The following is a 25,206-nucleotide window of genomic DNA, read 5'->3' as shown; positions in this document are numbered from 1 at the left end:
TGCACAGATTGTGCGTTAGTTATCTGGTTGGCAGGCAGGGAAAGCATTGAAGAACACCGGTACCGCGTTCTGGCTTCACGCGGCGCTCCTGACGGTCTTTATCGGGGCCTCGTCGGCGCCGTCGCCGTTGTACGAGTTTTACGCTCGGGAATGGGGGCTCGGCTCCGCCGCTGTGACGGTCGTCTTCGCGGTGTACGCGGTGGCCGTGCTGCTGACGCTGCTGGTGGTCGGGTCGCTGGCGGACCATCTCGGCACGCGGCCCGTGCTGCTGGGGGCCGTGGCGCTGCAGATCGGGGCCATGATGACCTTCGCCTTCGCTCCCGGTCCGGAAATGCTCCTTGCGGCGAGGGCCCTGCAGGGTGTCGCTACCGGCGCGGCCATGGGCGCGGCCGGCGCCGCTCTGCTGGCCTTCGAAGGCGCCGGCCGCCGGGGCCGTGGTTCCCTCGTGAACAGTGCCGCTTCGCCGGTCGGGCTCTCCATCGGCGCGCTCGGCTCGGCGTCCCTTGTCCGGTTCCTGCCGGAACCGACCAAGACCGTGTACTTTTTCCTCGCGGCCCTGCTGCTGGTTCTCGGGACCGCCCTGCTGTGGCTGCCGAGCGCGGGGCGGAAAGCCCCCGGCTGGCTCCGTTCCCTGGTTCCCGAGGCGAAGGTCCCCAGTTCCGCGCGCAAGACAATGGCTGCGACCATGCCGGTGGCGGCCGCGACCTGGGCGCTCGCAGGCTTCTACCTCTCCCTCGGCCCTGCCCTTGCGCATTCGATCACGAAGGACAGTTCCGTGCTGGTGGGCGGGCTGGCCCTGTTCGCCCTCTTCGTCCCGGGGGCGCTGGCAATCCTCGTCGTCCGCCGCTGGTCCGACCGGAACACGCTCCTGACCGGCGTCGTCTCCCTGATCGCCGGGATATCCCTGACAGTCCTCGCCGTGCAGCTGGGGTCCGCGCCGCTCTACTTCACCGGCACCATGGTGGCCGGCGTCGGATTCGGCAGCGGCTACTTCGGCGCGATGCGGATGACGCTGCCGCTGTGCGGGCCGCACGAGCGCATCGGGATGCTCTCCAGCATCTACCTGATTTGTTACCTCGGCTTCAGCGTCCCGGCCGTGGCCGCCGGGCTGCTGGTCGCCGTGGCAGGGATGAAGGGGACGACGCTGATCTATGGTGCCGCGCTGGTGCTGGCCGCCGTCCCCGCCCTGGTGCTGACCGCCAAGGCGACGACCCGCAACAACCCCATCAACCCGGTTGCTGGACCGTCAGCAGCCTCCTGAAAGGAACTGACATGAGCTTCACCCTTCCGGCCGACATTGCAGGCCGACCCATCACCGTGATCGGCGGCGGCACGCTGGGCCGCCGCATCGCGCTGATGCTCTCGCTCCGGGGCGCCGAGGTGCGCGTCTTCGACACGAACCTTGCCGTGGCCCAGGCCGCCGTCGACTACATCGGAACCGAGCGTCCCGGCGTCGCGGATGAGTTCGGCGGCACTGCCGAGGGGCGGTTCACGGCCGGCGATGACCTTGCCGCAGCCCTCCGGGACGCCTGGCTCGTTGTCGAGGCGGTGCCGGAAAAGCTCGAACTCAAGAAGAAGATCTTCGCTGATCTTGACCGGCTGGCCGCGCCCGACGCCGTGCTGGCGAGCAATTCCTCCTCGTTCGCTTCGGCCGAATTCATCGACGGGGTGGACGCGCCGGAACGCGTCCTGAACCTGCACTTTTACATGCCGCCGGCGGTGCGCTCGGTGGAGCTGATGTCCAGCGGCCGCACCGATCCGGCGATCATTGAGCTGCTGATGGCCGAGCTGCCGAAATACGCGCTGACCCCGCACCTGGTCCGCAAGCAGAGCACCGGCTTCATCTTCAACCGCGTCTGGGCCGCGATCAAGCGCGAGTCCCTGCTGGTTGTGGCGGAGGGGGTTGCCGAACCCGAAGACGTCGACGCCTTGTTCCTCGACGTGTTCAAGGCCGACACCGCACCGTTCCGCTTCATGGACCAGGTGGGCCTGGACGTGGTTCTCGACATCGAAAACCACTACTGCGGGCTGGCCGGCGTGGAGAACAAGTCGGCGCCGCTGTTGCAGGACTACATCGAAAAGGGCTGGCTGGGGGTCAAGAGCGGCCGCGGTTTCTACAACGACTACTCCTGACCTTTGTTGCCCTAATCGTTGCCCTAGAAGCCCAGTGAGATGCCGCCGTCGACCCGCAGTTCGATCCCGGTGACGTAGGCGGACTCGTCGCTGGCCAGGAAGACTGCGGCATTGGCGACGTCCCAGGCGGTGCCCATGTGGCCCATGGGCACCTGGGCGTGCCGCTTCTTCAGCATCTCCTCGCGCTGCCCGTCCGCGTAGGCGCCGGCCAACTCGGCGGATTCGGTCACCATGGGCGTTTCCATCAGCCCCGGCAGGATGGCGTTGACCCGCACGTGCTTCGCCGCGTACTCCGCCGCGGTGGTGCGGCTCAGGTGGTTCAGCGCCGCCTTGGAGGAGTAGTAGGTGGCGTACGGGACGCCGGTCCAGCGGATGCCCGCCAGCGAGGAAATGTTGATGATGGAGCCGCCGCCCTGGGCAACCATGTGCGGGATGACGTGCTTCATGGTCAGGAACGGGCCCTTCAGGTTGATCGCGTGGACCCGGTCCCACTCGGCCTCGTCGAGTTCAACCACGCCGCCTACCTTGGCGATGCCGACGTTGTTGTCGAGGACGTCGATCCGGCCGAATTCTTCGATGACGGACGCGACGGCGCGGCCCACCGCGGCCGAGTCCGTCACATCGAAGGCGAGATGCCGTGCCTGGCCGCCCTCGGCCAGGATCAGGCCCTCCGTCTCCTTCGCTGCCGCCTCGTTGACGTCCGCGCACACCACCGTGGCGCCCTCGCGGGCAAACGCGATGGCCGTGGCCTTGCCGTTGCCCATTCCCGGGGCGCTCGAACCGGCGCCCACCACGAGGGCAATCTTTCCCTGCAGTCTCTTCGTCATCAGTGTTCTCCTAGATTTTGGATTTCTCGTTGCGCCAAAAAGTTTCGCGGATGTTCTTCTTCAGGACTTTGCCGTTGACACTGCGCGGCAGCGCGGGGACCAGGTGTACGGCTTTCGGTGCCCGGATGCTGCCCAGTTCCTGCTTGCACAGGGCGATGACTTCCGCCTCTGTGACGGTGCAGCCCTCGTTCAGTTCGACGACGGCGGTCACCGCCTCGCCCCAATCAGGGTGCGGGGAGCCGACGACCGCGCAGTCGCGCACGGCCGGGTGGCTCCAGATCACCTGCTCGACTTCGCTCGGGTAGACGTTGAAGCCGCCGGAGATGATCAGGTCCCGCCGCCGGTCGGTCAGGTGCAGGTAGCCCGCCTCGTCGAAGACGCCGATGTCGCCGGTGTGCAGCCAGCCGTCGCGCAGCGCCTGCGCCGTTTGATCCGGGTTCTTGTAGTAGCCCTTCATGACCAGGTCGCCGCGGACGCAGATCTCGCCGGGGGTCCCGGCCGGAAGCGCCTGGCCGTCGTCGTCGCGGATCTCGACCTCGACCAGCGGATACGGCCGGCCGCAGGAGGAGAGCCGGGAGTCCGGGGCGATCGCGCCGGCCACGAAGTGCTCATCCGGGCGCAGGAAGGTCACCGACGCCGGCGCCTCCATCTGTCCGTAGAGTTCCATCATCACCGGACCGATCGCCGTCAGTGCCTGGCGCAGCTTCTCGACCGACATCGGGGCCGCGCCGTAGATCAGGTAGTGCAGCGAGGAGAGGTCCCGTGGTTGTTCCTTGAGGACCTCCAGGAGCCGGTAGATCACGGTGGGAGGCAGGAACAGGTCCGTCACCGCGTACCCCTCGATCGCGTCGAGGACTGCGCGGGGGTTCGCCTTGGGCAGGACCACCACGGTCCCGCCGCGGGCCGTGGCGGCCAGGCTCAGCAGGCCCGCGGTGTGCGTCATCGGCGCGGCGGCGAGGTTCACCACGGCATCCTCCGAGCCGTAGTGGGCCGCCATCATCAGGTGCGCCACAAACGCGGACAGGCTCCGGTTGGTGTTCATGACGCCCTTCGGCAAACCCGTGGTGCCGCCGGTGGGGGCCAGTGAGACCACGTCCTCCGGGGCCGCGTCGACGGCCGGCTTGGTCGCCGGCTGGGCCGCGATCCACTGGCTGAAGGGGGTTGTCCCGGGCGTCCCGGGTGCGGCGGAACCCGCGGCCTCGGCGGCGGCGTCCGGCCCGAACCGGATCCAGTGACGGACCCCGGGCAGCCCGTCCTGGAGCTGCCGGACCGGCTCGTCCAGGCCGGCATGGAAGATCACCAGTTCCGCGTCGAATCCGGCCAGCAGCTGCGCCGTTTCACCGGTCGGGCTCGCCGGGTTGGCCGGGATCCAGGTCAGTCCCGCCCGCCAGACGCCGAGCACACAGATCCACGCGAGGGGATCGTTCGGGGAGAGCACCGCGATCTTGGCATCGGGGGAGAGGCCCGAGTCCAGCAGTGCGTTGGCGATCCGGCAGGACAGTTCGCCGGCCTCGGTGAAGGTGAAGGCGGTTTCTTCCTGCACGTAGGCGACGCCATTCGGGTTGCAGCTCCAGCCGCTTGCGTCCGATCCGGTCCGAGAGGATGCCCATCAGCGGCTGCAGGACCGCGAAGTAGCTCAGCGAGATCAGGCCAACGAAAAGTGCGTTCTTCATGTCGAAGCCCACCGTGATGTGCGCGTAAGTAGGCAGGTAGGAGGAGAAGACGTAGAAGAACAGGGTCGGCGCGGCGTTGATGCCAAACACCAGCAGGCATTCCTTGGGGTGGGTGCGCATGAACTCGAAGGCCGAGGGCCGGGCGGCCCTGGCACCGGGCGGGACGGACGGATCGGCGGCGTCGTCGAGCGCCAGCGTTTCTTCGGCGAAGCGGCGGATGAACAGGCCGGCCACCGCGCCGAGGGTTCCGATGGCGAACGGCACGCGCCAGCCCCATTCGTGCATGGCGTCGTCCGGGAGCCCGGCCACGAGGAGCGCCACGGAGCCGATCGCCACCACGTTGCCGAGCGTCGCGCCGATGTAGAGGAAGCTGGAGAAGAAGCCGCGGCGGCCCTCCGGAGCCGACTCGACCAGGAACGTCGAGGAGGCAGCAAATTCGCCGCCGGTGGAGAGGCCCTGCAGGAGCCTGGCCACCACCAGCAGGATCGGCGAGAGCACGCCGACCTGGTCGTAGGTGGGTGCCACGGCCACCAGCAGGCTGCCGACGCCCATCAACATGACGGTCGCGGTTAGCGCCTTCTTCCGTCCCAGGCGGTCCGCCACCATGCCGCCCAGCAGGCCGCCGAGCGGCCGCATGAAGAAGCCGACGGCGAAGATCGCCATGGCGCTGAGCAGCGGGACCACGGGGTCGCCGGTCTTGGGAAAGAACTGGCTGGAAAAGTACAGCGCCAGCATGGAATAGACGTACCAGTCGAACCATTCGACGATGTTGCCGACCGTTGCGGCCGCGAGTTGACGGGTCCTGCTGACGGGTGGTGCTGCGGTGATGACGCTCATCCGGTGACTCCCAGATCCGATGGGCCCGGACGAAGGGTGCCGCATCGTCCGGCCCGTCGGGCACAGGGGTCAGCAGTTCGTCCGGCTGTGATGCAGACCACGCTACGGATGCGCCGCGGCCCCGAACATGGAGCCAGCTCAAAGGGAACGGACCGGGGGTTGTGGATTCCTACAACGGGCCGTCGACGGGCCTGTCTGGGCCGTCCTGGCAGGCCTCGAATGCCCAGCAGAGCTCCACGAGGGTCCCGGTCGCGTCGAGCCGGGTGCCGGTGAGCTGCTCGAACTTCTGCAGCCGGTAACGCAGCGTGTTCTCATGCACGGACAGTGCCCGCGCGGCTGCGGATATCCGGCGGTCGCTGGCCAGGTAGGACCGCACCGAGTCCAGCACGATCCGGCCGAATTCGGCGTCGTCGGCGAAAGGCGCCAGGTAACGCCGGCGCAGTACCTCGGTGACGTCCGGATCGCCGGCCGCGGTGCGCCAGGTCAGGTCCTCCAGGCAATAGGAGCCCCGGTCCGCCCGCCGCCACGCGGCAGCAAAAACGCGGTCGGCGACGGCGTCGGACTGAGCCAGGGCGGTGAGGGGCCGCGGGGGTCCGACGGCGACGGTCGCTGCCGCGCTGCCGGCAGCGGGTTTGGCGGCGAGGAAACCGACGACGTCGCCGGCCAGGACGGTCAACACCCCGTCGCCGCTGCGCAGCGGCGCCACCAGCTCGCCGAGAAGCTCGTCCGGGGACGTCCCCGGCCTGGCACGTGCGCGCAGGGCGCGGAATTCGCGCCGCGGATCGATCCCGAAGTCGGCGGAACGGGACACCAGTTCGGCGCCGGCGAGGGTGCCGGCCAGCACGGCGCGCAGGTAGCCCTGCCGGAGTTCGTGGTCGCGCACGGCCTGCCGGACGCTGCTTTCGCGGTAGGAATGCACCAGGGCCGCCGTGTAGGAATCGCTGACGCCCCAGAGCACCCGGTGCGCGGCGAGGACTTCCCGGTCGCCGAGCCGTAGCTCCTGGGCGATGTCGAGGAAGCGGTCCTGGATCACGGCCATGGAGAGGCGGTAACCGCGCAGCACGTCCTCGATCCGCAGGCCCTGATGAAACCGGACCTGCGCCACCCTGGCTTCGAGGCTGAGCTGCGATGACTCCGGCACGGTCCCGGATTTCACCGCCTGGATGGCCATCCGAAGGTTTTGTTCCACCGAGGAGCTGATGTCCGTCTCGGCCACGCCCCGGTACCCGGCCACGTCGGTGACGCAGCGCTCCACGCTGCTGGCCTTCAGGTACTGCAGGTCCCGGAAGAGCAGGTCGGCCACGTTTTCAATGCTGGACTCAGCCAAGGTTCGCCTCACACCACACTTGGGTCCCGTCGGCCTTATGGAGCATGGCGCGCTCGGCCGAGGTCCAGTACCTGACCCAGAGGATCTTTCCGTCCGGGGTCGCGAGCTCCACCGTTGCGGCGGCCGGGACACGGCCGGGCCGGCGCACCATCACGGGTGCGCCGGCCGCCAGGCCAAGCCAGTTGGTGACCCGTACCAGGTCCGCGGGCGGCGCCTCAGACGGCTTCAAGCACGCTGACGTAGTTCGCAATGCCCACGCCGCCCATATTCTGAACCGCGGCACGTCGCGGGGCGGCCAGCTGCATGTCCCCGGCGGTGCCGGTGAGCTGCATCGCCGCGATGACATGCTGCGAGACGCCGGTGGCCCCGACCGGGTGGCCCTTGGCCTTGAGTCCGCCCGAGACGTTGACCGGCAGCTTGCCGTCCTTGAAGACCCAGCCTTCCTTGACCGCGCGGGCGCCCTGGCCCGGCTCGGTCAGGCCCATGGCCTCGTACATCAGCAGCTCGGCGATGGTGAAGCAGTCGTGCACCTCCGCGAAGTCCAGGTCCTCCAGCCCGACGCCGGCCATGCCCAGGGCCCGCTGCCAGGAGGCGCGGGTCGCGGCAAAGGCGGTGGGGTCGCGGCGGTCGGTCGGGAAGAAATCGTTCGCCTGGCCGAAGCCGGCCAGCCGGACCGGCGCGGTGGCGCCGCCGGTGGGTGCAACGCTGAGCACGACGGCGGCGGCGCCGTCGGAGACGGGGGAGCAGTCGGTGCGGCGCAGCGGGTCGGCGACCATCGGGTTCTTGTCCGAGACGGTCTGGCAGAACTCCTCGCCGAGGTCCTTGCGGAGCTGGGCGTAGGGGTTGTCCACGCCGTTGCGGTGGTTCTTCGCGGCGATCGTGCCGAGCACGTCGGAGAGGTTCCCTGCGCTGGCGCCGTAGCGCTTCTCGTAGTGCTTGGCCACTTCGGCGAAGAGCCCCGTGAAGCCGGTGCTGGAGGGCTTGCCGGCCATGTCGTAGTCCGCACCGAGCAGGGCGGCGCCCACGACGTCGGCGCCGGCCTGGGTCATCTTTTCGGCCCCGATCACCAGGACCGTCTTGGCGGTACCCGCCAGCAGCGACTTGGTGCCCTGCTGGAACGCGGCCGAGCCCGAGGCGCACGCGTTCTCCACCCGCGTCGACGGCACGTTGGCGAGCTGCTCCGAGACCTGCAGTGCGAGCGAGGACGGGAACGCCAGCGGCATCATCCCGGAGTTGAACTGGCCCAGGTAGATCTCGTCGATCTGGCCGGGCTCGATGCCCGCGTTGCCGATCGCCTCGGTGGCAACCTGGACGATCAGGGACTCGAGGGTCTCCTCCGTGAGCTTGCCGAAGCGGCTGTGGCCCCAGCCGGTGAGCAGGACATCCTTGCCGAACTGGTCCTTGAGGCTCATGCCGTGGCTCCTTCCAGGCTGCCGGCTTCACGGGTGACGTCGAGGGAGGGATCGACGTCGAACTCGGCTTCGGTCTTTTCGCGGATCTCCGGCACGGTGGCGCCGGGGGCGAGGCGGGTGAGCGTGAGCTGGCGAACGCCCGTTTCTGCATTTTTCACCAGGTCAAACACTGCGAGGTCGCTGATGATGCGGTCCACGCAGCTCAGCCCGGTGAGCGGCAGGGTGCATTCCTTCACGATCTTGGCGGTGCCGTCCTTGGCGTTGTGTTCGGTGAGGACCACGACGCGCGGGGTGCCGGCCACGAGGTCCATGGCGCCGCCCATGCCCTTGACCATCTTGCCGGGGATGGTCCAGTTGGCCAGGTCGCCGGCGCCGGAGACCTGCATGGCGCCGAGGATGGCGACCTTGACGTGGCCGCCGCGGATCATGCCGAAGGAGGTGGCCGAGTCGAAGATGCTGCCGCCGGGCAGGACGGTGACCGTCTGCTTGCCGGCATTGATCAGGTCCGCGTCCTCCTCGCCCTCGTAGGGGAACGGACCCATGCCGAGCAGGCCGTTCTCGCTCTGCAGCACCACGCGGACGCCCTCGCGCAGGTTGTTGGCGACGAGCGTGGGGATGCCGATGCCGAGGTTGACGTAATCGCCGTCATTGAGTTCTTCGGCCGCGATGGCGGCCATTTCGTTCCGGGTCCAAGCCATGGTGTTTCTCCTGAAAAGTGTGGGTGGCGGCGCTCAGGCCGGATTAGACGGTGACGGCGGAGGCGGCAGCGTTGTCCGTCTCGGCCGCTTCGGCGCGGGGCCGGACGGTGCGCTGCTCGATGTCCTTGGCCCGGTAGCTGGCCTGCACCAGGCGCTGCACGAAGACGCCGGGGGTGACGATGTGGTTGGGATCGAGTGCGCCGGGTTCGACGATCACCTCGGCCTCCGCAACGGTGACGATGCCGGCCGTGGCGACCACGGGATTGAAGTTCTGCGCGGTGTAGCGGTAGATCAGGTTGCCGTCCGTGTCCGCGGTGTGCGCGTGGACCAGGGAGACGTCGGCCTTGATGGCACGCTCCTGGACATACGTTTCGCCGTCGAACTCCGCCAGCGGCTTGCCTTCGGCGACGAGGGTGCCGACGCCGGTCTTGGTGTAGAAGGCCGGGATGCCGGCGCCGCCGGCGCGGAGGCGCTCGGCGAGGGTGCCCTGCGGGGTGAACTCGACCTCCAGCTGGCCGGCGAGGTACTGCTCCGCGAAGAGCTTGTTTTCGCCCACGTAGGAGGCAATGACCTTGCGGACCTGGCCCGCCTCGATGAGCACGCCGAGGCCCTTGCCGTCCACGCCCATGTTGTTGGAGACCACGGTGAGGTCCTTGACGCCGGAGTCCCGGACCGCCTCGATCAGGTCTGCCGGAATGCCGCTGAGGCCGAAGCCGCCGACCGCCAGCGTCATGCCGTCCCGCAGCACGTCCTGCAGCGCCGCTGCCGCGCCGGATTTCACCTTTGACATTTGCATCTCCTCATTGAGCTTCTGAGTAACCGGCGGCCTGGCCACGGGACCGCCGCCGTGATCCACGTTGTGGACTGTTCGCCTGAGGAAGGAGCCTATGGTGTGGCGTAGAGCACTGTCAACGCCGCAAATCCGCAACTTTCCGTGCTTTTTTACAGTGTGGACGCTAGGCTAGGCACTGTCCACAATGTGGATGGTTTGATGATTGTTTTGCGAAATGCGAGGAAAAGATGAACTCCGTCCCCGTACAGGGAGCCCAGGTGGTAAGCCGCGTCGCGGCCCTGCTGAGGATCGTGGGACGGAAGCCGGAAGGCTCCCCGCTCGTGGAACTGGTCCGCGAATCCGGTCTGACGCGTCCCACCGCCCACCGGCTGCTCACTTCCCTGGCCGCCGAGGGACTGCTGGACCAGGATCCGCACAGCGGCAACTGGGTGCTGGGCCCGGAGATCCTGCTGATGGGATCGGTGGCTTCGGCGCGTTTCCCGCTGGAGGACATTGCCCGGCCCAGCCTGCGCCGGCTGGCAGAGGAAACCGGGGAGAGCGCCTTCTTCTCGATCCGCCGCGGCGCCGAGACGGTGTGCCTCCTCCGGGAGGAGGGCAGTTTCCCGGTCCGCTCCTTCGTGCTGCATGAGGGTGTCCGTTTTCCGCTGGGCGTTGCCTCCGCCGGCACCGCCATCATGGCGTTCCTGCCCGCGGCGGAGCAGGAAGAACTGCTGGCCGGCTGGGCCACCCACGCCGGGAGCTTTGCCGCCGCCCACAGCGAGGAAGTGGTCCGCGCGAACCTGGAAGCGACGCGGCAGGCAGGCTATTCGGTCAACCCGGGCCTGGTGCTGGAAGGCAGCTGGGGAATGGGCGCCGCCGTATTCGACCAGCGCGGCCGGCCGGCGTGGGCGCTGTCCCTGACCGGGATTGAACCGCGCTTCCGGGCGGACCGCCGCGAATACCTCGGGCGCCTGCTGATGGACGAAGCGCACCGGATATCCCTGCAGCTGCAGGGCGGTTGAGCCGCCGCCGGCGCCGTCTCGACAAACCGGCTGGCGCGGAGCACGATTGGAATTGCAGCCGTGGCTGCATGCGCTTTAGACAGCGCCCATTCCCCAGTCCGGGTGGCGCGTCTGGCCCAAAAACTACTTCCCCGCCTTAATGCTGGGGGACTGGGAGCAGGAGAAGAGAGCGGCGGACGCGGTCCAGGCCGGAGCGAAACGGCGTCGCGGGAAGCGGCGTCGGCGCACCAGATGAGCCGGTTTCCCGGCCGCAATCCTCCAGCCCCAAAAGGAATGAGTCCCATGACTCGCCGAGCAGAATCCCCTCACGCGCCGCGCTTGCTGCGCGTTCTCATCGCTTTCATCGCCGCGCTCGTGTTGCCAGTTACCGTCAGTGCTCCAGCCGTCAGCGCTGCCGCCGTCGCGGGTGGCGAAGAATCCGCCAGGACGTGGACGGTCCAGGTCGGGTCCGAATCCTCGAGCCAGGCCATCCAGGGCATGGCCTTCCTGCCCGGAAACATCTACATCAACGCGGGCGACAAGGTCACCTGGGAGGCCAACTCCGCCGAGATCCACACCGTGACGTTCCTGGCCAAAGGCCAGTCCCTGAGGTCCACCCAGCCCTTCAACCCATCGCTGCCGCAGAACATCTACCAGCGCGGCGGCAAGGCCTATGACGGGCATTCGTATTACAACTCCGGGGTCATGACGAACGTGTCCGACAGTGGCTTTAAGCAAGTCACGAAATACACCCTGGCATTCCCGCGCAAGGGCAACTTCACCTATTACTGCCTGGTCCACGGCATGGCCATGAAAGGAGTTGTCCACGTCCGGGCGGCCGGAACCGACTACCCGTACAGCCAGGCGCAGTACGACCGCCAGGCGGGGAGGCAGGAACGGGCCATCCTGCGGGACGGACGCCAGGCATGGGAGGACGCCCGGGACCAGGCGGACGAACACACCGTGATCGCGGGAACGGATAACGGAACGTCCATGGTGATGCGCTTCGTCCAGCAGAAGGTCGAAATCCGGGTGGGCGAGAAAGTGACCTTCGTCAACAGCGGCATGGGCGCCCCGCACACCGTCACTTTCGGCAAGGAACCCGCCAATGTCTTCGTCCCCCGGGGCAACCCGGCGAAGTTTGCCGGTGGAGACCTCAACTCAGGAATCATGCCCCCGCACAGCAAGTTCACCGTGACCTTCACCAAGGCCGGCGAGTTCGACTACATCTGCGGCCTACATGACTTCATGGGCATGGTGGGCACCGTGGAAGTCCGGAGGTGACCGGGCGGAACGATCCGGCCAGGAACCCTTAGCGGAGCGTCACTGCTTCCACCAGGTGTCGAAGATGGTGACCGGGACGGTGCGCTTGTGCCGCGTCCGCAGGTATTTCTGCTCGATCAGCTCGGCCGCGGCGTCGGGGATGTCGCGGCCTTCGAGGTAGTCATCGATGGTGTCGTAGCTCAGGCCGAGTTCTTCCTCATCGGTGCGTCCGGGCTTGTGGTCCAGGAGGTCCGCCGTCGGGACCTTCTCCCAGATGCGGGCCGGGGCGCCGAGTTCGGCCAGCAGGGCGCGGTTCTGGCGCTTGTTCAGGCCGAACAGCGGCAGGATGTCCGCGCCGCCGTCGCCGTATTTGGTGAAGAATCCGGTCACGGATTCGGCGCCGTGGTCGGTGCCGATCACCAGGTAGTTGTGCTCCCCGGCCAGGGCGTACTGGGCGATCATGCGTGTGCGGGCCTTGGTGTTGCCCTTGTGGAAGTCGGAAATGCCGTTGCCCACGGTCTTTTCGAATTCATCCTCGAAGCCGTCCACCGCGGCCGAGATGTTGAAGGTCCACTCCGTTTTGGCCCGCACAAAGTCCAGGGCCGCCTGGGCGTCGTCCTCATCGTGCTGCACGCCGTAGGGAAGCCGCACCGCGACGAAGTTCGCCTCCACGCCCTCGGCGTCGAGCTCCTCGACCGCGAGCTGTGCCAGCCGTCCTGCCAGCGAAGAGTCGAGGCCGCCGGAGATGCCTAGGACGAAGCCCTTGGTGTGGCTCGCCTTGAGGTAGTCCTTGAGGAACATGACGCGTTTGCGCACCTCCCCGGCGGGGTCGATCCGGGGCTGCACGCCCATTTCTTCAATGATCTTCGCCTGGAGTTCACGCATGCCTCACAGCCTAGCCAGCCGAGTCAATCGTGCTCAACTGTTGCCGACCGGCCGGGTGCCCGGTTTCGCTATGCTTCCGGACCGCCGCTGAGCTTCCGGACGGCCGCTAGGCGGGTCCGCGCTGCGTCTGTCCGGAACCGCCGCCCGAATCCGGAAGCGCCGCCAAGACCCCTCCCCCCGGCACCCCTCGCAGGCGTAGCGTATGGCCATGGAGACGACGGGATGCGTGGTGGCCGGCGGCGGTCCGGCCGGGATGATGCTCGGCTTGCTGCTGGCCCGGGCCGGGGTGCAGGTGACGGTCCTGGAAAAGCACGCGGATTTCCTGCGCGACTTCCGCGGCGACACGGTGCACCCGTCCACCATCCGGCTGATTGACGAACTCGGCCTCGGCCAGGAGTTCCGCCGCCTGCCGCAAAGCCGCCTGAAGAGCGTCGTGTTCCCGGTCCCGGGCGGGCCGCCGGTGACCATGGGCGACTTTGATTCGCTGCGGCCGCCGTACAACTACATCGCCATGATGCCGCAGTGGGATTTCCTCAACTTCCTGGCCGCAGCTGCTGCCGAGGAGCCCGGCTTCACCCTGCTGATGAGCCACACGGCCACCGGGCTGGTTCGCGACGGGGGCCGTGTCCGCGGGATCCGGTTCCGCGACCCGGACGGCGCGCAGGACGAGCTCCGGGCGGACCTGGTGGTCGCGACGGACGGCCGCCACTCCGCGTTGCGTGCCGCCGTCGGGCTGGCGCCGAAAGAGTTTCCGGTTCCTTTCGACACCTGGTGGTTCCGGCTGCCCCGGTATCCCGCCGAACTTGGCGAAGTGGCCGGGCTGGTGCCGGCGTTCGGCCCCGGGGAGGCGCTGGTGGCCTTGTCCCGCAACGATTACTACCAAATGGGCTACCTCGCCCCGAAAGGCACCGACGCCAGGATCCGTGCGGAGGGCGTCGAGGGCTTCCGGCGCCGGATCGCCGGGCTTCGGCCGGACCTCGCGGACCGGGTGGACGCCATCCGTTCCCTCGATGACCTGCACTGGCTCGACGTCCGCCTGGACCGGCTGCAGTCGTGGCACGTCAACGGTCTGCTCTGCATCGGCGACGCCGCGCATGCGATGTCCCCGGCCGGCGGTGTCGGCATCAACCTCGCCATCCAGGACGCCGTGGCGGCGGCGGAAATCCTCGCCCCCGCGCTGCTCCGCGGCCGGGTCACGGCGGCGGACCTCCGACGCGTCGAACGACGACGGCGGCTCCCGACCGTCGTCGTGCAGACCGGACAGCGGCTCATGCACCGCGCGGTCTTTGGCCCGATCATGGCCGGACAACGCACCAAGTTTCCGGCCGTCGCGCTCTTCCTGGCCCGGCGGATTCCAGCGGTCCGCCGGATCATTCCCCGGCTCATCGGCTTCGGACCCCGCCCGGAACACGCCCCCGCCTTCGCGCGCCGCGCCGAGGCCCGGCCCCAGCCGCACGCCTAGCCCCTCACTGACGTCGATGGCTGCGCAGGTGCCCATTGGCGTCACCAAAACGGCGGTTACGGAGCAGCGGATGCGCCTCAGCCGTGCGCGACGAGGTAACTGATCAGGCCGTCGACCGTGGCGACTGCCGGATAGTCGCGCTCCGGGATGTCCACGCCGGTCGCCGTGTCGATGGTTTCAACGAGCCGCAGGAAATCCAGCGAGTCCAGCTCGAGGTCCTGCCGGAGCCGGGCCTCGCCGCCGACGTCGTCCAGCTCAACATCCGGTGCGACTTTCCCCAGCGCGGCACGCACCGCGGCCCGGGCATCCTGTTCATTCATGGTGTCTCCGTCTTCACAGTTCGTCCGGTTTCTGCAGCAGCTCTTGGATCCGGGCAAGGAAGCGGCCGCCGCGCAACCCGTCGCTGACCCGGTGGTCGGCCGAGAGGGTGGCGATCGCGGCGGCCCGGACGCCCAGCATCCCGTTCTCCGCCCAGGGTTGCTCCAGCACGCGGCCAAAGCCCACCATCGCCACCTGCGGCGGATAGATCACCCCGTAGACGCTGTCCACGCCGAGGTCCCCGAGATTCGTCACGGTGATGGTGGGGTCCGCCATCTCGGCGCGCTGCAGCCGTCCGGCCCGCGCGCGGCTGACCAGGTCCCGCAGCTGTTCCATCAGCTCGTCGAGGGCCAGGGTGTCGGCGTCGTGGAGCGCGGGGGCCACCAGGCCACCCTGGCGCAGGGCCACCGCGACGCCCAGATGCACCGCGGCGCTGGGCCGGTACTCCCCGTCCAGATAGAAGCCGTTGACCTCCGGGACTTCCTTGGCCGCGAGCGCCGCCGCCTTGAGCAGGAGGGCGGAGGGCACTAACCGGGACGCCACCGGCCGCTGCGCATTGACGGTCTGCATCCAGCCGACGGCGGCGCGCAGGTCCAGGGTTGTGCTCAGGTAGTAGTGCGGGATGGTCTGCTTGGAGCGCGACATCAGCGCCCCGATGGCCCGGCGCAGGGTGGCCACCCGTTCGCGGGCCTCCGCGGGCTTCTCCGCAGCCTGCGCCGGCGCTTCCGGCGGGGCCGCTTCGGCAGCCTGCGCCGATGCCGCCGGCGCTTCCGCAGCCGCCCCTCGCGGTCCCGCCTCCCGGAGACCGGCCTCCGGCTGGCGGCCTGCGGCGCCCTGCACGTCTTCGACGGTCACGGCGCCCTCCGGTCCGGTGCCGGCGACGGACGAAAGCTCGACGCCGAGTTCGGCGGCGAGCCGTCTGGCCCGCGGCGAGGACCGCACCCGCCCTGCGGCCGCCGGACGGGCTGCCACGGCGTGCTCCACGTCGGCGCGGGTGATCGCGCCATCCTTGCCGGTGCCGTGGATCCGTCCGGTGTCGACGCCGAGCCGGTGCGCGAGGTGCCGGACCGGCGGCGCGATCGGAGGGGCTTCCGGGGGAGGGGCCGGCTTCGCGGCCGCGGGCCGGGGCGGCGGCGCCTCGCGGCTGGGAGCCCCGACCTCGGCCGGGGTCTGCGTGATCCGGGCCAGCGGCGTGCCCACCGGCACGGTCTCGCCGATGTCCACGAGGAGGTCCGCGACCACCCCCTCCTGGAAGGATTCGACGTCCATCACGGTCTTGTCCGTGTCCACCACGGCCACGAGGTCGCCGCGGCGGACGTAGTCGCCGGGCTTGACCAGCCATTCGACGATCTTGCCGTGCTCCATATCGGCCCCGAGCGAGGGCATCAGGAAGTCACCCACGTGCCCCGACCGCCTCCCGCGCTGCCGCGACGACCCGTTCCGCGGAGGGCAGGGCGGCGAGTTCAAGGTGCTTGGAGTAGGGGATCGGCACCTCGGCGCTGCAGACCCGGCCTACGGGCGCGTCCAGCTCGAAAAACGCGTGTTCGCTGATCCGGGCGCTGATTTCGGCGGAGATGCTGCCGCTGCGCCAGCCCTCGTCCACCACCACGGCACGGTGTGTCCTGGCCACCGAGTCGAGGATGGCGGCGTCGTCGAGCGGCCGCAGCGTGCGCAGGTCCAGCACTTCGGCGTCGATGCCTTCGGCGGCGAGCTGCCCGGCGGCCTCGAGGGTGAGGGGGAGCGTCCCGCCGTAGGTGATGAGTGAGACGTCGGCGCCGGGCCGCCGGATGGCGGCGCTGCTGATGTCCACCGCCCCGGCGTCCTCGGCGAGTTCGCCGGGGACGTTGTAGAGCGAGCCGTGCTCGAAGATCAGCACCGGGTCCGGGTCCTGGAGCGCGGTCCACAGCATCCCGCGGGCGTCTTCGAGGGTGGCGGGGGTGAGGATCCGCAGCCCGGGGATGTGCGCGTACCACCCCTCCAGGCTGTGCGAATGCTGGGCACCAAGCTGGCGGCCGGCCCCGGTGGTCATCCGGATCACCAGCGGCACGTGGAACTGGCCGCCGGACATGTGCAGCAGGGATGCGGCGTTGTTCACGATCTGGTCGAGGGCCAGGAGGCTGAAGTTGACGGTCATGATCTCCACGATGGGTCGCATCCCACCGAGCGCGGCGCCGATCCCGGCGCCGACAAACCCGGACTCGGACAGCGGGGTGTCCCGGATCCGTTCCGGCCCGAACTCCTCCAGCAGGCCCAGGCTTACGGCGAAGGAGCCGCCGTAGGCGCCCACATCCTCGCCCATCAGGAAAACCCGCTCGTCACGCTGCAGGGCGTCGCGGATCCCGGCCCGGAGCGCCTCCCGGTAGCTGGATTTCATGACCCGTCCCCTTCCTGCCAGGCGCCGGGGTCGCTGTACACAAAACGCGTGAGGTCCTCGAGCGGCTCCGGCGTGCCGGCCTCCGCAACCTCGACGCCGGCCGCGACTTCCGCTTCGGCGTCGGCCTGCAGTTGCTGCCAGTCCGCCTCGGTCAGCTGGCCGGCTGCCTCCATCGCCGAGCGCAGCAGCGTGATCGGATCCCGCTCCAGCCACCGCGCCACCTCGGCCTTGTCCCGGTACCGCTCCGGGTCGAACATCGAATGCGCCCGGAAACGGTAGGTGCGCAGTTCCAGGAAGTGCGGTCCGCCGCCGGCCCGGACCGCGTCGACGGCGCGACGGGCGGTCTCCTCGACGGCCAGCACGTCCATCCCGTCCACGGCCCAGGCGGCAATCTCGTAACCGGCCGCCTTCAGCGCGATGTCGGTCTGCGACTCGGAACGGCCCAGCGCCGTGCCCATCGCGTAAAGGTTGTTTTCACAGCAGAACAGCACCGGCAGCTGCCAGAGAGCGGCGAGGTTGAGGCTTTCATGGAACTCGCCCTCCGCGACGGCGCCCTCACCGAAAAAGCACACGGTGACGCGGGACCGGCCGGCCATCTTGTCCGCGAGCGCCAGCCCGACGGCGAGCGGCAGCCCGCCGGCGACGATCGCGTTCCCGCCGTAGAAGCGCGTGGCGGCGTCGAACAGGTGCATGGAGCCGCCGCGGCCTCGGCAGCAGCCCTCCACGAAGCCGTACATCTCGGCCAGGATCGAGCCGGCGGACACGCCGCGCAGCAGGGCGTGGCCGTGCTCCCGGTAGGTGGCGACGACGGCGTCCTCCGGCGCGAGGGTTTCCAGCACCCCGGCCGCCACCGCCTCCTCGCCGATGTAGACGTGCAGGAAGCCGCGGATCTTGGCGGCGCTGTACAGCTCGACGCACTTCTCCTCGAGCTGGCGCACACGCAGCATCTGCAGCAGCAGGTGCCGGCCGTGCGCGGGATCCAGCGGCCCGGCGGACGCCGCCATTGGCCCGGTCACTGCGGTCCCTCCGGCGCCGTGCCGGCTGCCCGTCCCGCAGCGCCGGGCTGCCCGCCGGGCTGGCCGTCGGGCTGGCCGCCGGGCTGGCCGTCGGGCGCCGCCCCCGGCGGGGACTCGATGGTGGACGTGTCGCCCTCCGGGAGCCCCAGTTCGCGGGCCTTGAGCAGGCGCCGGAGGATCTTCCCGCTGCGGGTTTTCGGCAGCGCCGTGGTGAAGTCCAGCAGCCGGGGTGCCACCGCGGGCCCCAGCCGTTTGCGCGCGAACCCGATGATATCCAGCTGCAGTTCCTCCGACGGCTCCCAGCCGGGGCGCAGCTCCACGAAGGCCTTGACCACCTCGCCTGCCACCGGGTCCGGAACGCCGATCACGCCGGCCTCGGCCACCGCCTCATGTTCCATCAGCGAGCTCTCCACCTCGAACGGGCCGATCAGGTGCCCCGAGGACTTGATCACGTCGTCGCCCCGGCCCACGAACCAGTAGTAGCCGTCGGCGTCGCGCTTGGCGAGGTCGCCGGTGAGGTACCAGCCGCCCACGAAGCACCGCCGGTAGCGCTCCTCCTCGTGCAGGTAGCCGCGGAACATCGAGGGCCAGCCGGGCCGCAGCGCAAGCTCACCCATCGTGTCCGGCGCGGTGACCAGCACCGCCTGCCCGTCCCTGAGCACCGGCTTGTCCTGTGCGTCCCGCACCACCAGCGCGGCTTCGATGCCGGGCAGCGGCCGGCCCATGGAGCCCGGGCGGATCTCGGTGGCCGCGAAGTTCGAAATCATGATGCCGCCGGTTTCGGTCTGCCACCAGTTGTCATGCACCGGCTGGCCGAAGGCTTCCTTGCCCCAGACCACGACCTCCGGATTGAGCGGCTCGCCGACGCTGGCGACAAAGCGCAGGGCGGACAGGTCGTGCCCCGTGGCGCGGTCCACCCCGGCCTTCATCAGCATCCGCAGCGCGGTGGGCGCGGTGTACCAGACGGTCACGTGCTGCTCGGCGAGGATCCGGTACCAGCGGTCCGCGTCCATCTCCTCCTCGTCCACGATGCTCGTCACGCCGTGGCTGAGCGGGGCCAGGACCCCGTAGGACGTGCCGGTCACCCAGCCGGGATCGGCCGTGCACCAGTAGATGTCCTCCGGATGCAGGTCCAGCGCGAAGGTGCCGGTCGCGTGGTGGGCGGTGACGGCGTCGTGGACGTGGATGGCGCCCTTCGGTGTCCCGGTGGTGCCGGACGTGAAGTGCAGCAGCGCCATGTCCTCGGGCCGGGTCGCCGCGATCTGCCCGTCGGCCGGGGCCGTCTGCAGCAGCGCGGCCAGGTCCAGGGTGCCCGGTTCCGGGCTGCCGTCGGCGTCGATCAGCAGCACATGCCGCAGCTCCGGCAGCGAGTCGCGCAGCTGGGCCACTTTCCGCCGGTAGAGCGCCCGGGTGGTGATGAGCGCGCGTCCGGAGCCCAGCTGCAGCCGCTGGCGCACGGGCTCCGGCCCGAAGGCCGAGAAAAGGGGGCAGAACACGCTGGCGTTCTTGAAGGTGCCGAGCATCGCAATGTACAGGGACGGGTTGCGGCCGGTGAGGGAGAAGACGCGCTCGCCGCGCCCGACGCCGAGGCTGCTCAGCACCGCGGCGAACCGGCTGCTTTGCTCTGCCAGCTCCGCGTAGCTGAGCGCATGGCTGCTCCCGTCGGCCCGGATGAAGCGCAGCGCCTCGCGGCCGCCGAGCCCGCCGGCCGCATGCCGGTCGGCCGCCTCAAAAGCGATATTGAGGCCCCGGCCATCCGGCAGGCCGGACAGCTCCCGGCGGGCGTGATCCCAGGAGAACGCCGCGCAGCTGGCGTCATAATCCAAGAGGTTCGGCCGGACCCGGAAGCTGCCGGGGTCCTTGGGGATTGCCGGCCAGCGGGTGGAAGGTTCGGTTCCTGCCGTCATGCTTACATCGGACGCCCGCCCCGCGCCGGCTGCCAGTGCCGTAAGTCCCGTGCGGGCAGGCCGGCACGGGAGGAGGCCGCCGCGGTGCCGACATCTGGCGTCCGGACGGGGATCCGGGCCGGCGCCTGCCACTAAACTGGGTCCCATGACTGCCACCAGTGACTTTGCGGCCGACGCCGCTGCCGCCCGTGCCCGCCTCCTGGAACTGATCAAGGAGCTGGCCGTCGTGCGCGGCAAGGTCATCCTCTCCAGCGGCGCCGAGGCCGACTACTACATCGACCTGCGCCGCATCACCCTGCACCACGAGGCGTCCAAGCTCGTCGGCCAGGTCATGTTGTCCCTGCTGGACGACGCCGGGATCGACTTTGAGTGCGCCGGCGGGCTGACGATGGGGGCGGACCCGGTGGGCACCGCCGTCATGCATGCCGCCGTCGACGCCGGCCGCCCGGTGGACGCCTTCGTGGTCCGCAAGGCCCAGAAGTCCTACGGCATGGGCCGCCAGGTCGAGGGGCCCTCGGTTGAGGGCCGCAAGGTCTTGGTCCTTGAGGACACCTCCACGACGGGCGGCTCCGCGCTGACCGCCGTCGAGGGCGTGCGCAAGGCCGGCGGCAACGTCGTGGCCGTCGCCGTGATCGTGGACCGCGACACCGGCGCCAAGGAAAAGATCGAAGCCGAAGCCGGCGTCCCCTACCTGTTCGCTTTCGGCAAGGACGAACTGGGCCTGAGCTAGGGTTTCACCGGCGGCGGACACGTATGGACGGTGCTTTGGGGGTGACTTATCATTTCTTAAATACCCCCATCGGTACCTCTGTACCCGTAGTTGGAGAAACGCGCTATGCTCCCGCCCCAGGAATACCCTGCAACCGTCAGCACCGTCGACCAGGTCCAGAACCTCATCCTCGACAGCACTGACTTCGAAGAGTTTCTCAACGAACTCGCGCGTTTTTCCGCGCACCAGGTGGCAGGCAAGGGCGACGACGCGCTGTGCGGGATCACCCTGCTGCGGGACCGGAAGGCTGCGACCATCGGCTGGAGCAGCGAATCCGCCCGGGAAGTGGACGAGATCCAGTACCGGCTGGCGCAGGGTCCCTGCCTGACGGCGGCGCAGGAAGAGCGCGAGGTCTACGTCCCGGACCTTTTCGAGGAAGACCGCTGGGGCCCCGATTACGCCACCGCCGTCGCCTCGCACGGGCTGCGCTCGGTGCTTTCGGTGCCGTTCCACCTGCAGGGCGAAGCCCAGGCCGCGCTGAACCTGTATTCGGACGCACCGCACAAGTTCGACGGCGACGTCGCAGACCGGGCGCGTGACTTCACCCGGCAGATCTCCCAGGCGCTGCGCATGGCCGTGCGCTTTTCCCTGCACACGGACAGCGCCACGAACCTGCGGGCCACGCTCGAATCCCGCACGGTCATCGATATGGCGGTCGGCATCGTGATGGCGCAGAACCGCTGCAGCCAGGAAACGGCGGTCCAGATCCTCACCGACGCGTCGAGCCACGGCAACGTGAAACTGCGCGACATTGCCACTTCGCTGGTGGAGTCCGTTGGCGGTTCGGCGACGCGGACGCACTTCCAGGAGCCGGGACGGCAGGCCGCCGGCTGACTAGCCGGCTGATCCGGGGACTTGTGCCCGCCCCGTCCCGCCGTTACGCTGAGTGAGGTTGAGCCGTCGGCCATAGACACTTTCTTTGGAGTACCTATGGACCAATCTCTCAATGCCCAGGTGAAGCTCGATGTCGCCGCAGACGTCATCCGGATCGATGTCCGGGGCAGCCTCAGCCAGGATTCCCGCCCCGCCCTGATGCAGCTGATCCAGCGCATCCGACGCATGGGCGTCAGTTCACACATCCGCGTCGATCTCGCGCACGCCGACTTCGTGGAATCGGCCGCCCTTGCCGGTCTGCGCAACGACCTCAACGCCATTGACGGAGGACCCGGCCAGTTCGACGTTGCCGGGGCCATGCCTGTTGCTGCCGGGGTTTCGCTTGAACTACAGATGTTCGGCGACGACTTCGGAAAGGTGTTCCAGCCGCTGGACCTCTCTGCGGATTTCGTGGCCTCGATTAACCCGTCCGGGACCCGACCGCTGGCCCGCTACTCCGACGATGAGCTGCTGGCCGCCAGCGACTGTGTCTTCGGCAAGCTGGATGATCCGCGGAACGGTGCGCCCTCGGAGCTCCTGGCCAGGTACGAAGACATCAGCCTGGAGCTCGCCCGGCGCGAAGTCGGCCGCGCGCCCGAACCGGCCTAGGACGATCCCTCCGTTCCGCGACGCGGATAGTCCTCCGCGACGCGGAAAAGTCCGCTCGACGCGGGATTTCCGGCGCGCCAGGAATATTGCGCGTCGCCGGGCCGGAACCGCGTCGCGGATCGCTGTTTCACCCTCCGTTTCTGCTGCACCGTCGCAGTGGCTACGGTAGAGGTGTGCCGCATGAGACGGAAGCGAACGACGGGCGCGAACCCCGGGACGCCGAGGCCCGCGTACTCCGGCATGCCGCTGAACTCGAACGGTTTTCGCGGCGGAACTTCCTGATCGGCGCGGGTGCCGCCTCGGTCCTGGCCGGGGACATGCTGTTCACCCGCCGGGTGCAGGCCGAGCGGCGGGTGAACAAGATCCTCCCGGTGCCCGACGACGTCGCGGAACTGTATTTCCCCCACGCCAGCTGGTTCCTTTTCCCAGGCTACAAGACCAGCTGGGAAGAGGCGCAGTGGATCCTGAACTCGCTGCGCGGCGCGCTGACCAAACGGGGCCAACTGGCCGCCGTCGGCTATTCCAACCTTGGCCTGGACATCGACAAGATCGTGATCGCGGTCATCGAGCACATCCGCGCCCACCAGCTCGACACCATCTACTTCTACGGCCACAGTTTCGGCGGCATGGTCGCGGTGCAGGTCGCAGCCCGGTTGCTGGAACTGCATGGCGTCAAGGTGGCGTTCATCCTGCTCGACTCCAGCCCTTCCAGCCGGTATGACGTCCTGGACCAGAGCTGGTTCGAGGGGGTGGTGTTCCTGTACGAGAGCGGGTTCCGGTTCCCCACCGTGCTGCGCGGCGGCTACGAGCTCGGCGAACGGATGCTGAACAAGCATGAACGCAGCTGGGGCCAGGTGCTGGACCAGACCCTGGAACAGCTCTCGCCGATTGCCCCGTCCAGCGTGCTGATCCAGACCGAATCGGCCTACATCTACCACTTCGACCTGAACCGCTTCGTCGGCAAGCTGGGGGACGCGAAGATGGCATTCATCGGTAACCCCGGGGACCAGACCGTGAGCTACGAGACGGCGCGGGACACCTGGATGCTGCGGTTCAAGGCGAACATGGTCTCGGATTCATTGCGGACGGACGGGGCGCGGCCGGCGCATGCCAGCCCGCAGTGGAACCCCTCAGTCTACCGGCCGCTCATCGAGGAGCTCCAGGACGAGTTCCTGCCGCTGCCGTCCGGCGGCGGCAAGAAGACCGCCTTCTAGGCCGAGGGCGGACCCGTCGGCCTAGTCCGCTCAAATCTGGTTCTTCAGGTCCGCGACCGAGTTCAGGATCTGGTTGGGCCGGAACGGGTAGGCCGCAATGTCGTCCTTATGCGTGATGCCGCTGAGCACCAGCACCGTGTGCAGCCCCGCCTCCATGCCGGCGATGATGTCCGTGTCCATCCGGTCCCCGATCATGGCGGTGGTCTCCGAGTGCGCGTCGATCTGGTTCATCGCCGAACGGAACATCATCGGGTTCGGCTTGCCCACAATGTAGGGTTCGCGGCCGGTTGCCTTGGTGATGAGCGCGGCGATCGCACCGGTGGCCGGCATCGGTCCGTCCTTGGAAGGCCCGGTGGCGTCGGGGTTGGTCGCGATGAAGCGGGCGCCGCCGAGGATCAGGCGGATGGCCATGGTGATGGCTTCAAAGGAGTAGGTCCGGGTTTCGCCGAGCACCACAAAGTCGGGGTCCTGGTCGGTGAGGATGAAGCCGGCTTCATGCAGCGCCGTCGTCAGCCCGGCCTCGCCGATCGTGTAGGCGCGGTTGCCGGACTCGGAGCCGCGTACCTGGTCCTTGAGGAACTGCGCCGTGGCCAGGGCCGAGGTCCAGATGTTCTCCTCCGGGATTTCCAGGCCGGAACTCTTCAGCCTCGCCGCGAGGTCCCGGGGGGTGAAGATGGAATTGTTGGTCAGGACCAGGAACCGCTTGGACGTGTCCACCCAGCGCTGGATCAGTTCCGAGGCGCCCGGGATCGGCTGGTTCTCGTGGACCAGCACGCCGTCCATGTCTGTCAGCCAGCACTCGATCTCCTGGCCGCTGCGATACACCGAGGACGTGGACCGCACGTCATCGGAGTCTGAACGCTGGTCTGTCCCTTGGTCTTCATACTGGTCCGCCATGGTGCCCTCCGCCGATAGTGTGCCGCAACAGGTCCCAGTCTAATGTTGAGTCGTGACTGAACCCGAGACTCCCAGCGAACCCACTGCCGGCAGCGCGGCCGTTCCGGACGGCGATGCGGAGCCCAAGGCGGAGGTCGGCGTCGGCCCCTGGCAGGGGCAGTGGCCGGAGGGCGAACATTGGGACCCGGACCTGCTCGCGGACGGCGACCGCCGCAACGTGGTGGACAAGTACCGCTACTGGAAGCACGAGGCGATTGTCGCCGAGCTGGATTCGCGGCGCCACAACTTCCACATCGCGATTGAGAACTGGCAGCACGACATGAACATCGGCACCGTCGTCCGCACCGCCAACGCGTTCCTGGCCAAGGAAGTCCACATCATCGGACGACGCCGGTGGAACCGCCGCGGGGCGATGGTCACCGACCGCTACCAGCACGTCCGCCACCACGCCACCGTTGAGGACTTTGTCGCCTGGGCGCAAGGGGAGGGGCTGGCCGTGATCGGGATCGACATCTTCCCCGATTCCGTCCCGCTGGAAACCTACGAGCTGCCCCGGGACTGCGTGCTGGTATTCGGCCAGGAAGGCCCGGGCCTGACGCCGGAGGTCCATGAGGCCGCCGTCGCGACGCTGTCGATCGAGCAGTTCGGTTCCACCCGCTCGATCAACGCCGCCTCCGCGGCCGCGATCGCGATGCACGCCTGGATCCGCCGGCACGTCTTCAACCAGCTCCCGGGGTAGCGGCACCCCGCGAAATGGCACTTGACGGCAGTGTTTGCGCCCGACACTGCCGTGAAATGCCACCTCGGCGCGGATTGCGGCAAAGGGCTGTGGATAACCGCATCGGACAGTGCCCGAAGCGGCAAGACTGGGCCCATGCGCCGGGCACCGCTTCCGTTCCATCTGACCACCGGATCCTTCTCGCTCCGTGCCGCGGACAA

The 25,206-nt window shown here is 68.7% G+C and carries 24 protein-coding genes and 1 pseudogene; 10 read left to right on the top strand and 15 right to left on the bottom strand.

Features of this window, described 5'->3' with window-relative positions:
• The first annotated feature begins 46 nt into the window (after positions 1-46).
• Positions 47-1,261 carry an MFS transporter gene (locus AB4Y91_RS07930; protein WP_441417946.1) on the top strand — a complete coding sequence of 405 codons (1,215 nt, stop codon included), beginning with the start codon at positions 47-49 and terminating at the stop codon, positions 1,259-1,261.
• An 11-nt stretch (positions 1,262-1,272) separates the two neighbouring features.
• Positions 1,273-2,133 (top strand): 3-hydroxyacyl-CoA dehydrogenase family protein, encoded by an 861-nt coding sequence (locus AB4Y91_RS07925; RefSeq protein WP_441417945.1) that lies wholly within the window; start codon positions 1,273-1,275, stop codon positions 2,131-2,133.
• Positions 2,134-2,156: 23 nt separating this feature from the next.
• On the opposite strand, the gene AB4Y91_RS07920 is transcribed toward AB4Y91_RS07925, so the two are convergent.
• The 8 genes and pseudogenes from AB4Y91_RS07920 to AB4Y91_RS07885 form a co-directional block, all read right to left on the bottom strand.
• Entirely contained in the window at positions 2,157-2,960 is an 804-nt protein-coding gene (locus AB4Y91_RS07920; protein ID WP_441417944.1) for an SDR family NAD(P)-dependent oxidoreductase, read from the bottom strand.
• Between the two features lie 10 nt (positions 2,961-2,970).
• Entirely contained in the window at positions 2,971-4,503 is a 1,533-nt protein-coding gene (locus AB4Y91_RS07915) for a class I adenylate-forming enzyme family protein (RefSeq protein WP_441417943.1), read from the bottom strand.
• 43 nt (positions 4,504-4,546) lie between these two features.
• Positions 4,547-5,470 (bottom strand): annotated as a pseudogene (locus AB4Y91_RS07910) (MFS transporter); the annotation flags it as partial.
• A 169-nt stretch (positions 5,471-5,639) separates the two neighbouring features.
• Positions 5,640-6,797 (bottom strand): PucR family transcriptional regulator, encoded by a 1,158-nt coding sequence (locus AB4Y91_RS07905; protein ID WP_441417942.1) that lies wholly within the window; start codon positions 6,795-6,797, stop codon positions 5,640-5,642.
• A complete protein-coding gene (locus AB4Y91_RS07900; protein WP_441417941.1) occupies positions 6,790-7,026 on the bottom strand; it encodes a hypothetical protein in 237 nt (78 codons plus the stop codon). The genes AB4Y91_RS07905 and AB4Y91_RS07900 overlap by 8 nt, the downstream gene beginning before the upstream one ends.
• Positions 7,013-8,209, bottom strand: coding sequence for an acetyl-CoA acetyltransferase (locus AB4Y91_RS07895; protein WP_441417940.1), 1,197 nt, complete (start codon positions 8,207-8,209; stop codon positions 7,013-7,015). The genes AB4Y91_RS07900 and AB4Y91_RS07895 overlap by 14 nt, the downstream gene beginning before the upstream one ends.
• Positions 8,206-8,907, bottom strand: coding sequence for a CoA transferase subunit B (locus AB4Y91_RS07890; RefSeq protein ID WP_441417939.1), 702 nt, complete (start codon positions 8,905-8,907; stop codon positions 8,206-8,208). Before AB4Y91_RS07890 ends, AB4Y91_RS07895 begins: the two co-directional genes overlap by 4 nt.
• A gap of 43 nt (positions 8,908-8,950) precedes the next feature.
• Positions 8,951-9,697, bottom strand: a complete 747-nt coding sequence (locus AB4Y91_RS07885; RefSeq protein WP_441417938.1) for a CoA transferase subunit A — start codon at positions 9,695-9,697, stop codon at positions 8,951-8,953.
• A 230-nt stretch (positions 9,698-9,927) separates the two neighbouring features.
• Between AB4Y91_RS07885 and AB4Y91_RS07880 the strand changes: the two genes are divergently transcribed.
• Entirely contained in the window at positions 9,928-10,701 is a 774-nt protein-coding gene (locus AB4Y91_RS07880; RefSeq protein WP_441417937.1) for an IclR family transcriptional regulator, read from the top strand.
• A 282-nt stretch (positions 10,702-10,983) separates the two neighbouring features.
• Complete coding sequence (locus AB4Y91_RS07875; RefSeq protein ID WP_441417936.1) at positions 10,984-11,964, top strand: plastocyanin/azurin family copper-binding protein; 981 nt, start codon at positions 10,984-10,986, stop codon at positions 11,962-11,964.
• 39 nt (positions 11,965-12,003) lie between these two features.
• On the opposite strand, the gene nadE is transcribed toward AB4Y91_RS07875, so the two are convergent.
• Positions 12,004-12,828, bottom strand: coding sequence for an ammonia-dependent NAD(+) synthetase (gene nadE / locus AB4Y91_RS07870; protein ID WP_441417935.1), 825 nt, complete (start codon positions 12,826-12,828; stop codon positions 12,004-12,006).
• A gap of 208 nt (positions 12,829-13,036) precedes the next feature.
• On the opposite strand from nadE, the gene AB4Y91_RS07865 reads away from it, so the two are divergent.
• A complete protein-coding gene (locus AB4Y91_RS07865) occupies positions 13,037-14,290 on the top strand; it encodes an FAD-dependent oxidoreductase (RefSeq protein ID WP_441417934.1) in 1,254 nt (417 codons plus the stop codon).
• 77 nt (positions 14,291-14,367) lie between these two features.
• Here AB4Y91_RS07865 and AB4Y91_RS07860 read toward each other — a convergent pair whose 3' ends face one another.
• The 5 genes from AB4Y91_RS07860 to acsA are packed head-to-tail and all read right to left on the bottom strand — an operon-like array spanning position 14,368 to position 19,905.
• A complete protein-coding gene (locus AB4Y91_RS07860; protein WP_441417933.1) occupies positions 14,368-14,610 on the bottom strand; it encodes an acyl carrier protein in 243 nt (80 codons plus the stop codon).
• 13 nt (positions 14,611-14,623) lie between these two features.
• Complete coding sequence (locus tag AB4Y91_RS07855; RefSeq protein WP_441417932.1) at positions 14,624-16,009, bottom strand: dihydrolipoamide acetyltransferase family protein; 1,386 nt, start codon at positions 16,007-16,009, stop codon at positions 14,624-14,626.
• Positions 16,002-16,982 carry an alpha-ketoacid dehydrogenase subunit beta gene (locus AB4Y91_RS07850; protein WP_441417931.1) on the bottom strand — a complete coding sequence of 327 codons (981 nt, stop codon included), beginning with the start codon at positions 16,980-16,982 and terminating at the stop codon, positions 16,002-16,004. The genes AB4Y91_RS07855 and AB4Y91_RS07850 overlap by 8 nt, the downstream gene beginning before the upstream one ends.
• Entirely contained in the window at positions 16,979-17,986 is a 1,008-nt protein-coding gene (gene pdhA / locus AB4Y91_RS07845; RefSeq protein WP_441418172.1) for a pyruvate dehydrogenase (acetyl-transferring) E1 component subunit alpha, read from the bottom strand. Before pdhA ends, AB4Y91_RS07850 begins: the two co-directional genes overlap by 4 nt.
• 8 nt (positions 17,987-17,994) lie before the next feature.
• A complete protein-coding gene (acsA, locus tag AB4Y91_RS07840; protein ID WP_441417930.1) occupies positions 17,995-19,905 on the bottom strand; it encodes an acetate--CoA ligase in 1,911 nt (636 codons plus the stop codon).
• 145 nt (positions 19,906-20,050) lie between these two features.
• Here acsA and pyrE point away from each other — a divergent pair, with 145 nt between their 5' ends.
• From pyrE to AB4Y91_RS07820, 4 genes are all read left to right on the top strand, one after another.
• Positions 20,051-20,635, top strand: coding sequence for an orotate phosphoribosyltransferase (gene pyrE, locus AB4Y91_RS07835; RefSeq protein WP_175322180.1), 585 nt, complete (start codon positions 20,051-20,053; stop codon positions 20,633-20,635).
• A 105-nt stretch (positions 20,636-20,740) separates the two neighbouring features.
• Complete coding sequence (locus AB4Y91_RS07830; RefSeq protein WP_441417929.1) at positions 20,741-21,508, top strand: GAF and ANTAR domain-containing protein; 768 nt, start codon at positions 20,741-20,743, stop codon at positions 21,506-21,508.
• A gap of 96 nt (positions 21,509-21,604) precedes the next feature.
• A complete protein-coding gene (locus AB4Y91_RS07825; protein ID WP_441417928.1) occupies positions 21,605-22,156 on the top strand; it encodes a hypothetical protein in 552 nt (183 codons plus the stop codon).
• Positions 22,157-22,329: 173 nt separating this feature from the next.
• Positions 22,330-23,370: an alpha/beta fold hydrolase gene (locus tag AB4Y91_RS07820; RefSeq protein ID WP_441417927.1), complete on the top strand. Its 1,041-nt coding sequence runs from the start codon at positions 22,330-22,332 to the stop codon at positions 23,368-23,370.
• 30 nt (positions 23,371-23,400) lie between these two features.
• On the opposite strand, the gene AB4Y91_RS07815 is transcribed toward AB4Y91_RS07820, so the two are convergent.
• On the bottom strand, positions 23,401-24,267 hold the full coding sequence (locus AB4Y91_RS07815; protein WP_441417926.1) for an HAD-IIA family hydrolase: 867 nt from the start codon (positions 24,265-24,267) through the stop codon (positions 23,401-23,403).
• A gap of 52 nt (positions 24,268-24,319) precedes the next feature.
• Here AB4Y91_RS07815 and AB4Y91_RS07810 point away from each other — a divergent pair, with 52 nt between their 5' ends.
• Positions 24,320-25,006, top strand: a complete 687-nt coding sequence (locus AB4Y91_RS07810) for a TrmH family RNA methyltransferase (RefSeq protein ID WP_441417925.1) — start codon at positions 24,320-24,322, stop codon at positions 25,004-25,006.
• Positions 25,007-25,206 lie beyond the last annotated feature (200 nt).

This window comes from Arthrobacter sp. YAF16 (genome assembly GCF_052113385.1).
GTDB lineage: Bacteria > Actinomycetota > Actinomycetes > Actinomycetales > Micrococcaceae > Arthrobacter.
This window is presented reverse-complemented; position numbering and strand designations above follow the sequence as displayed.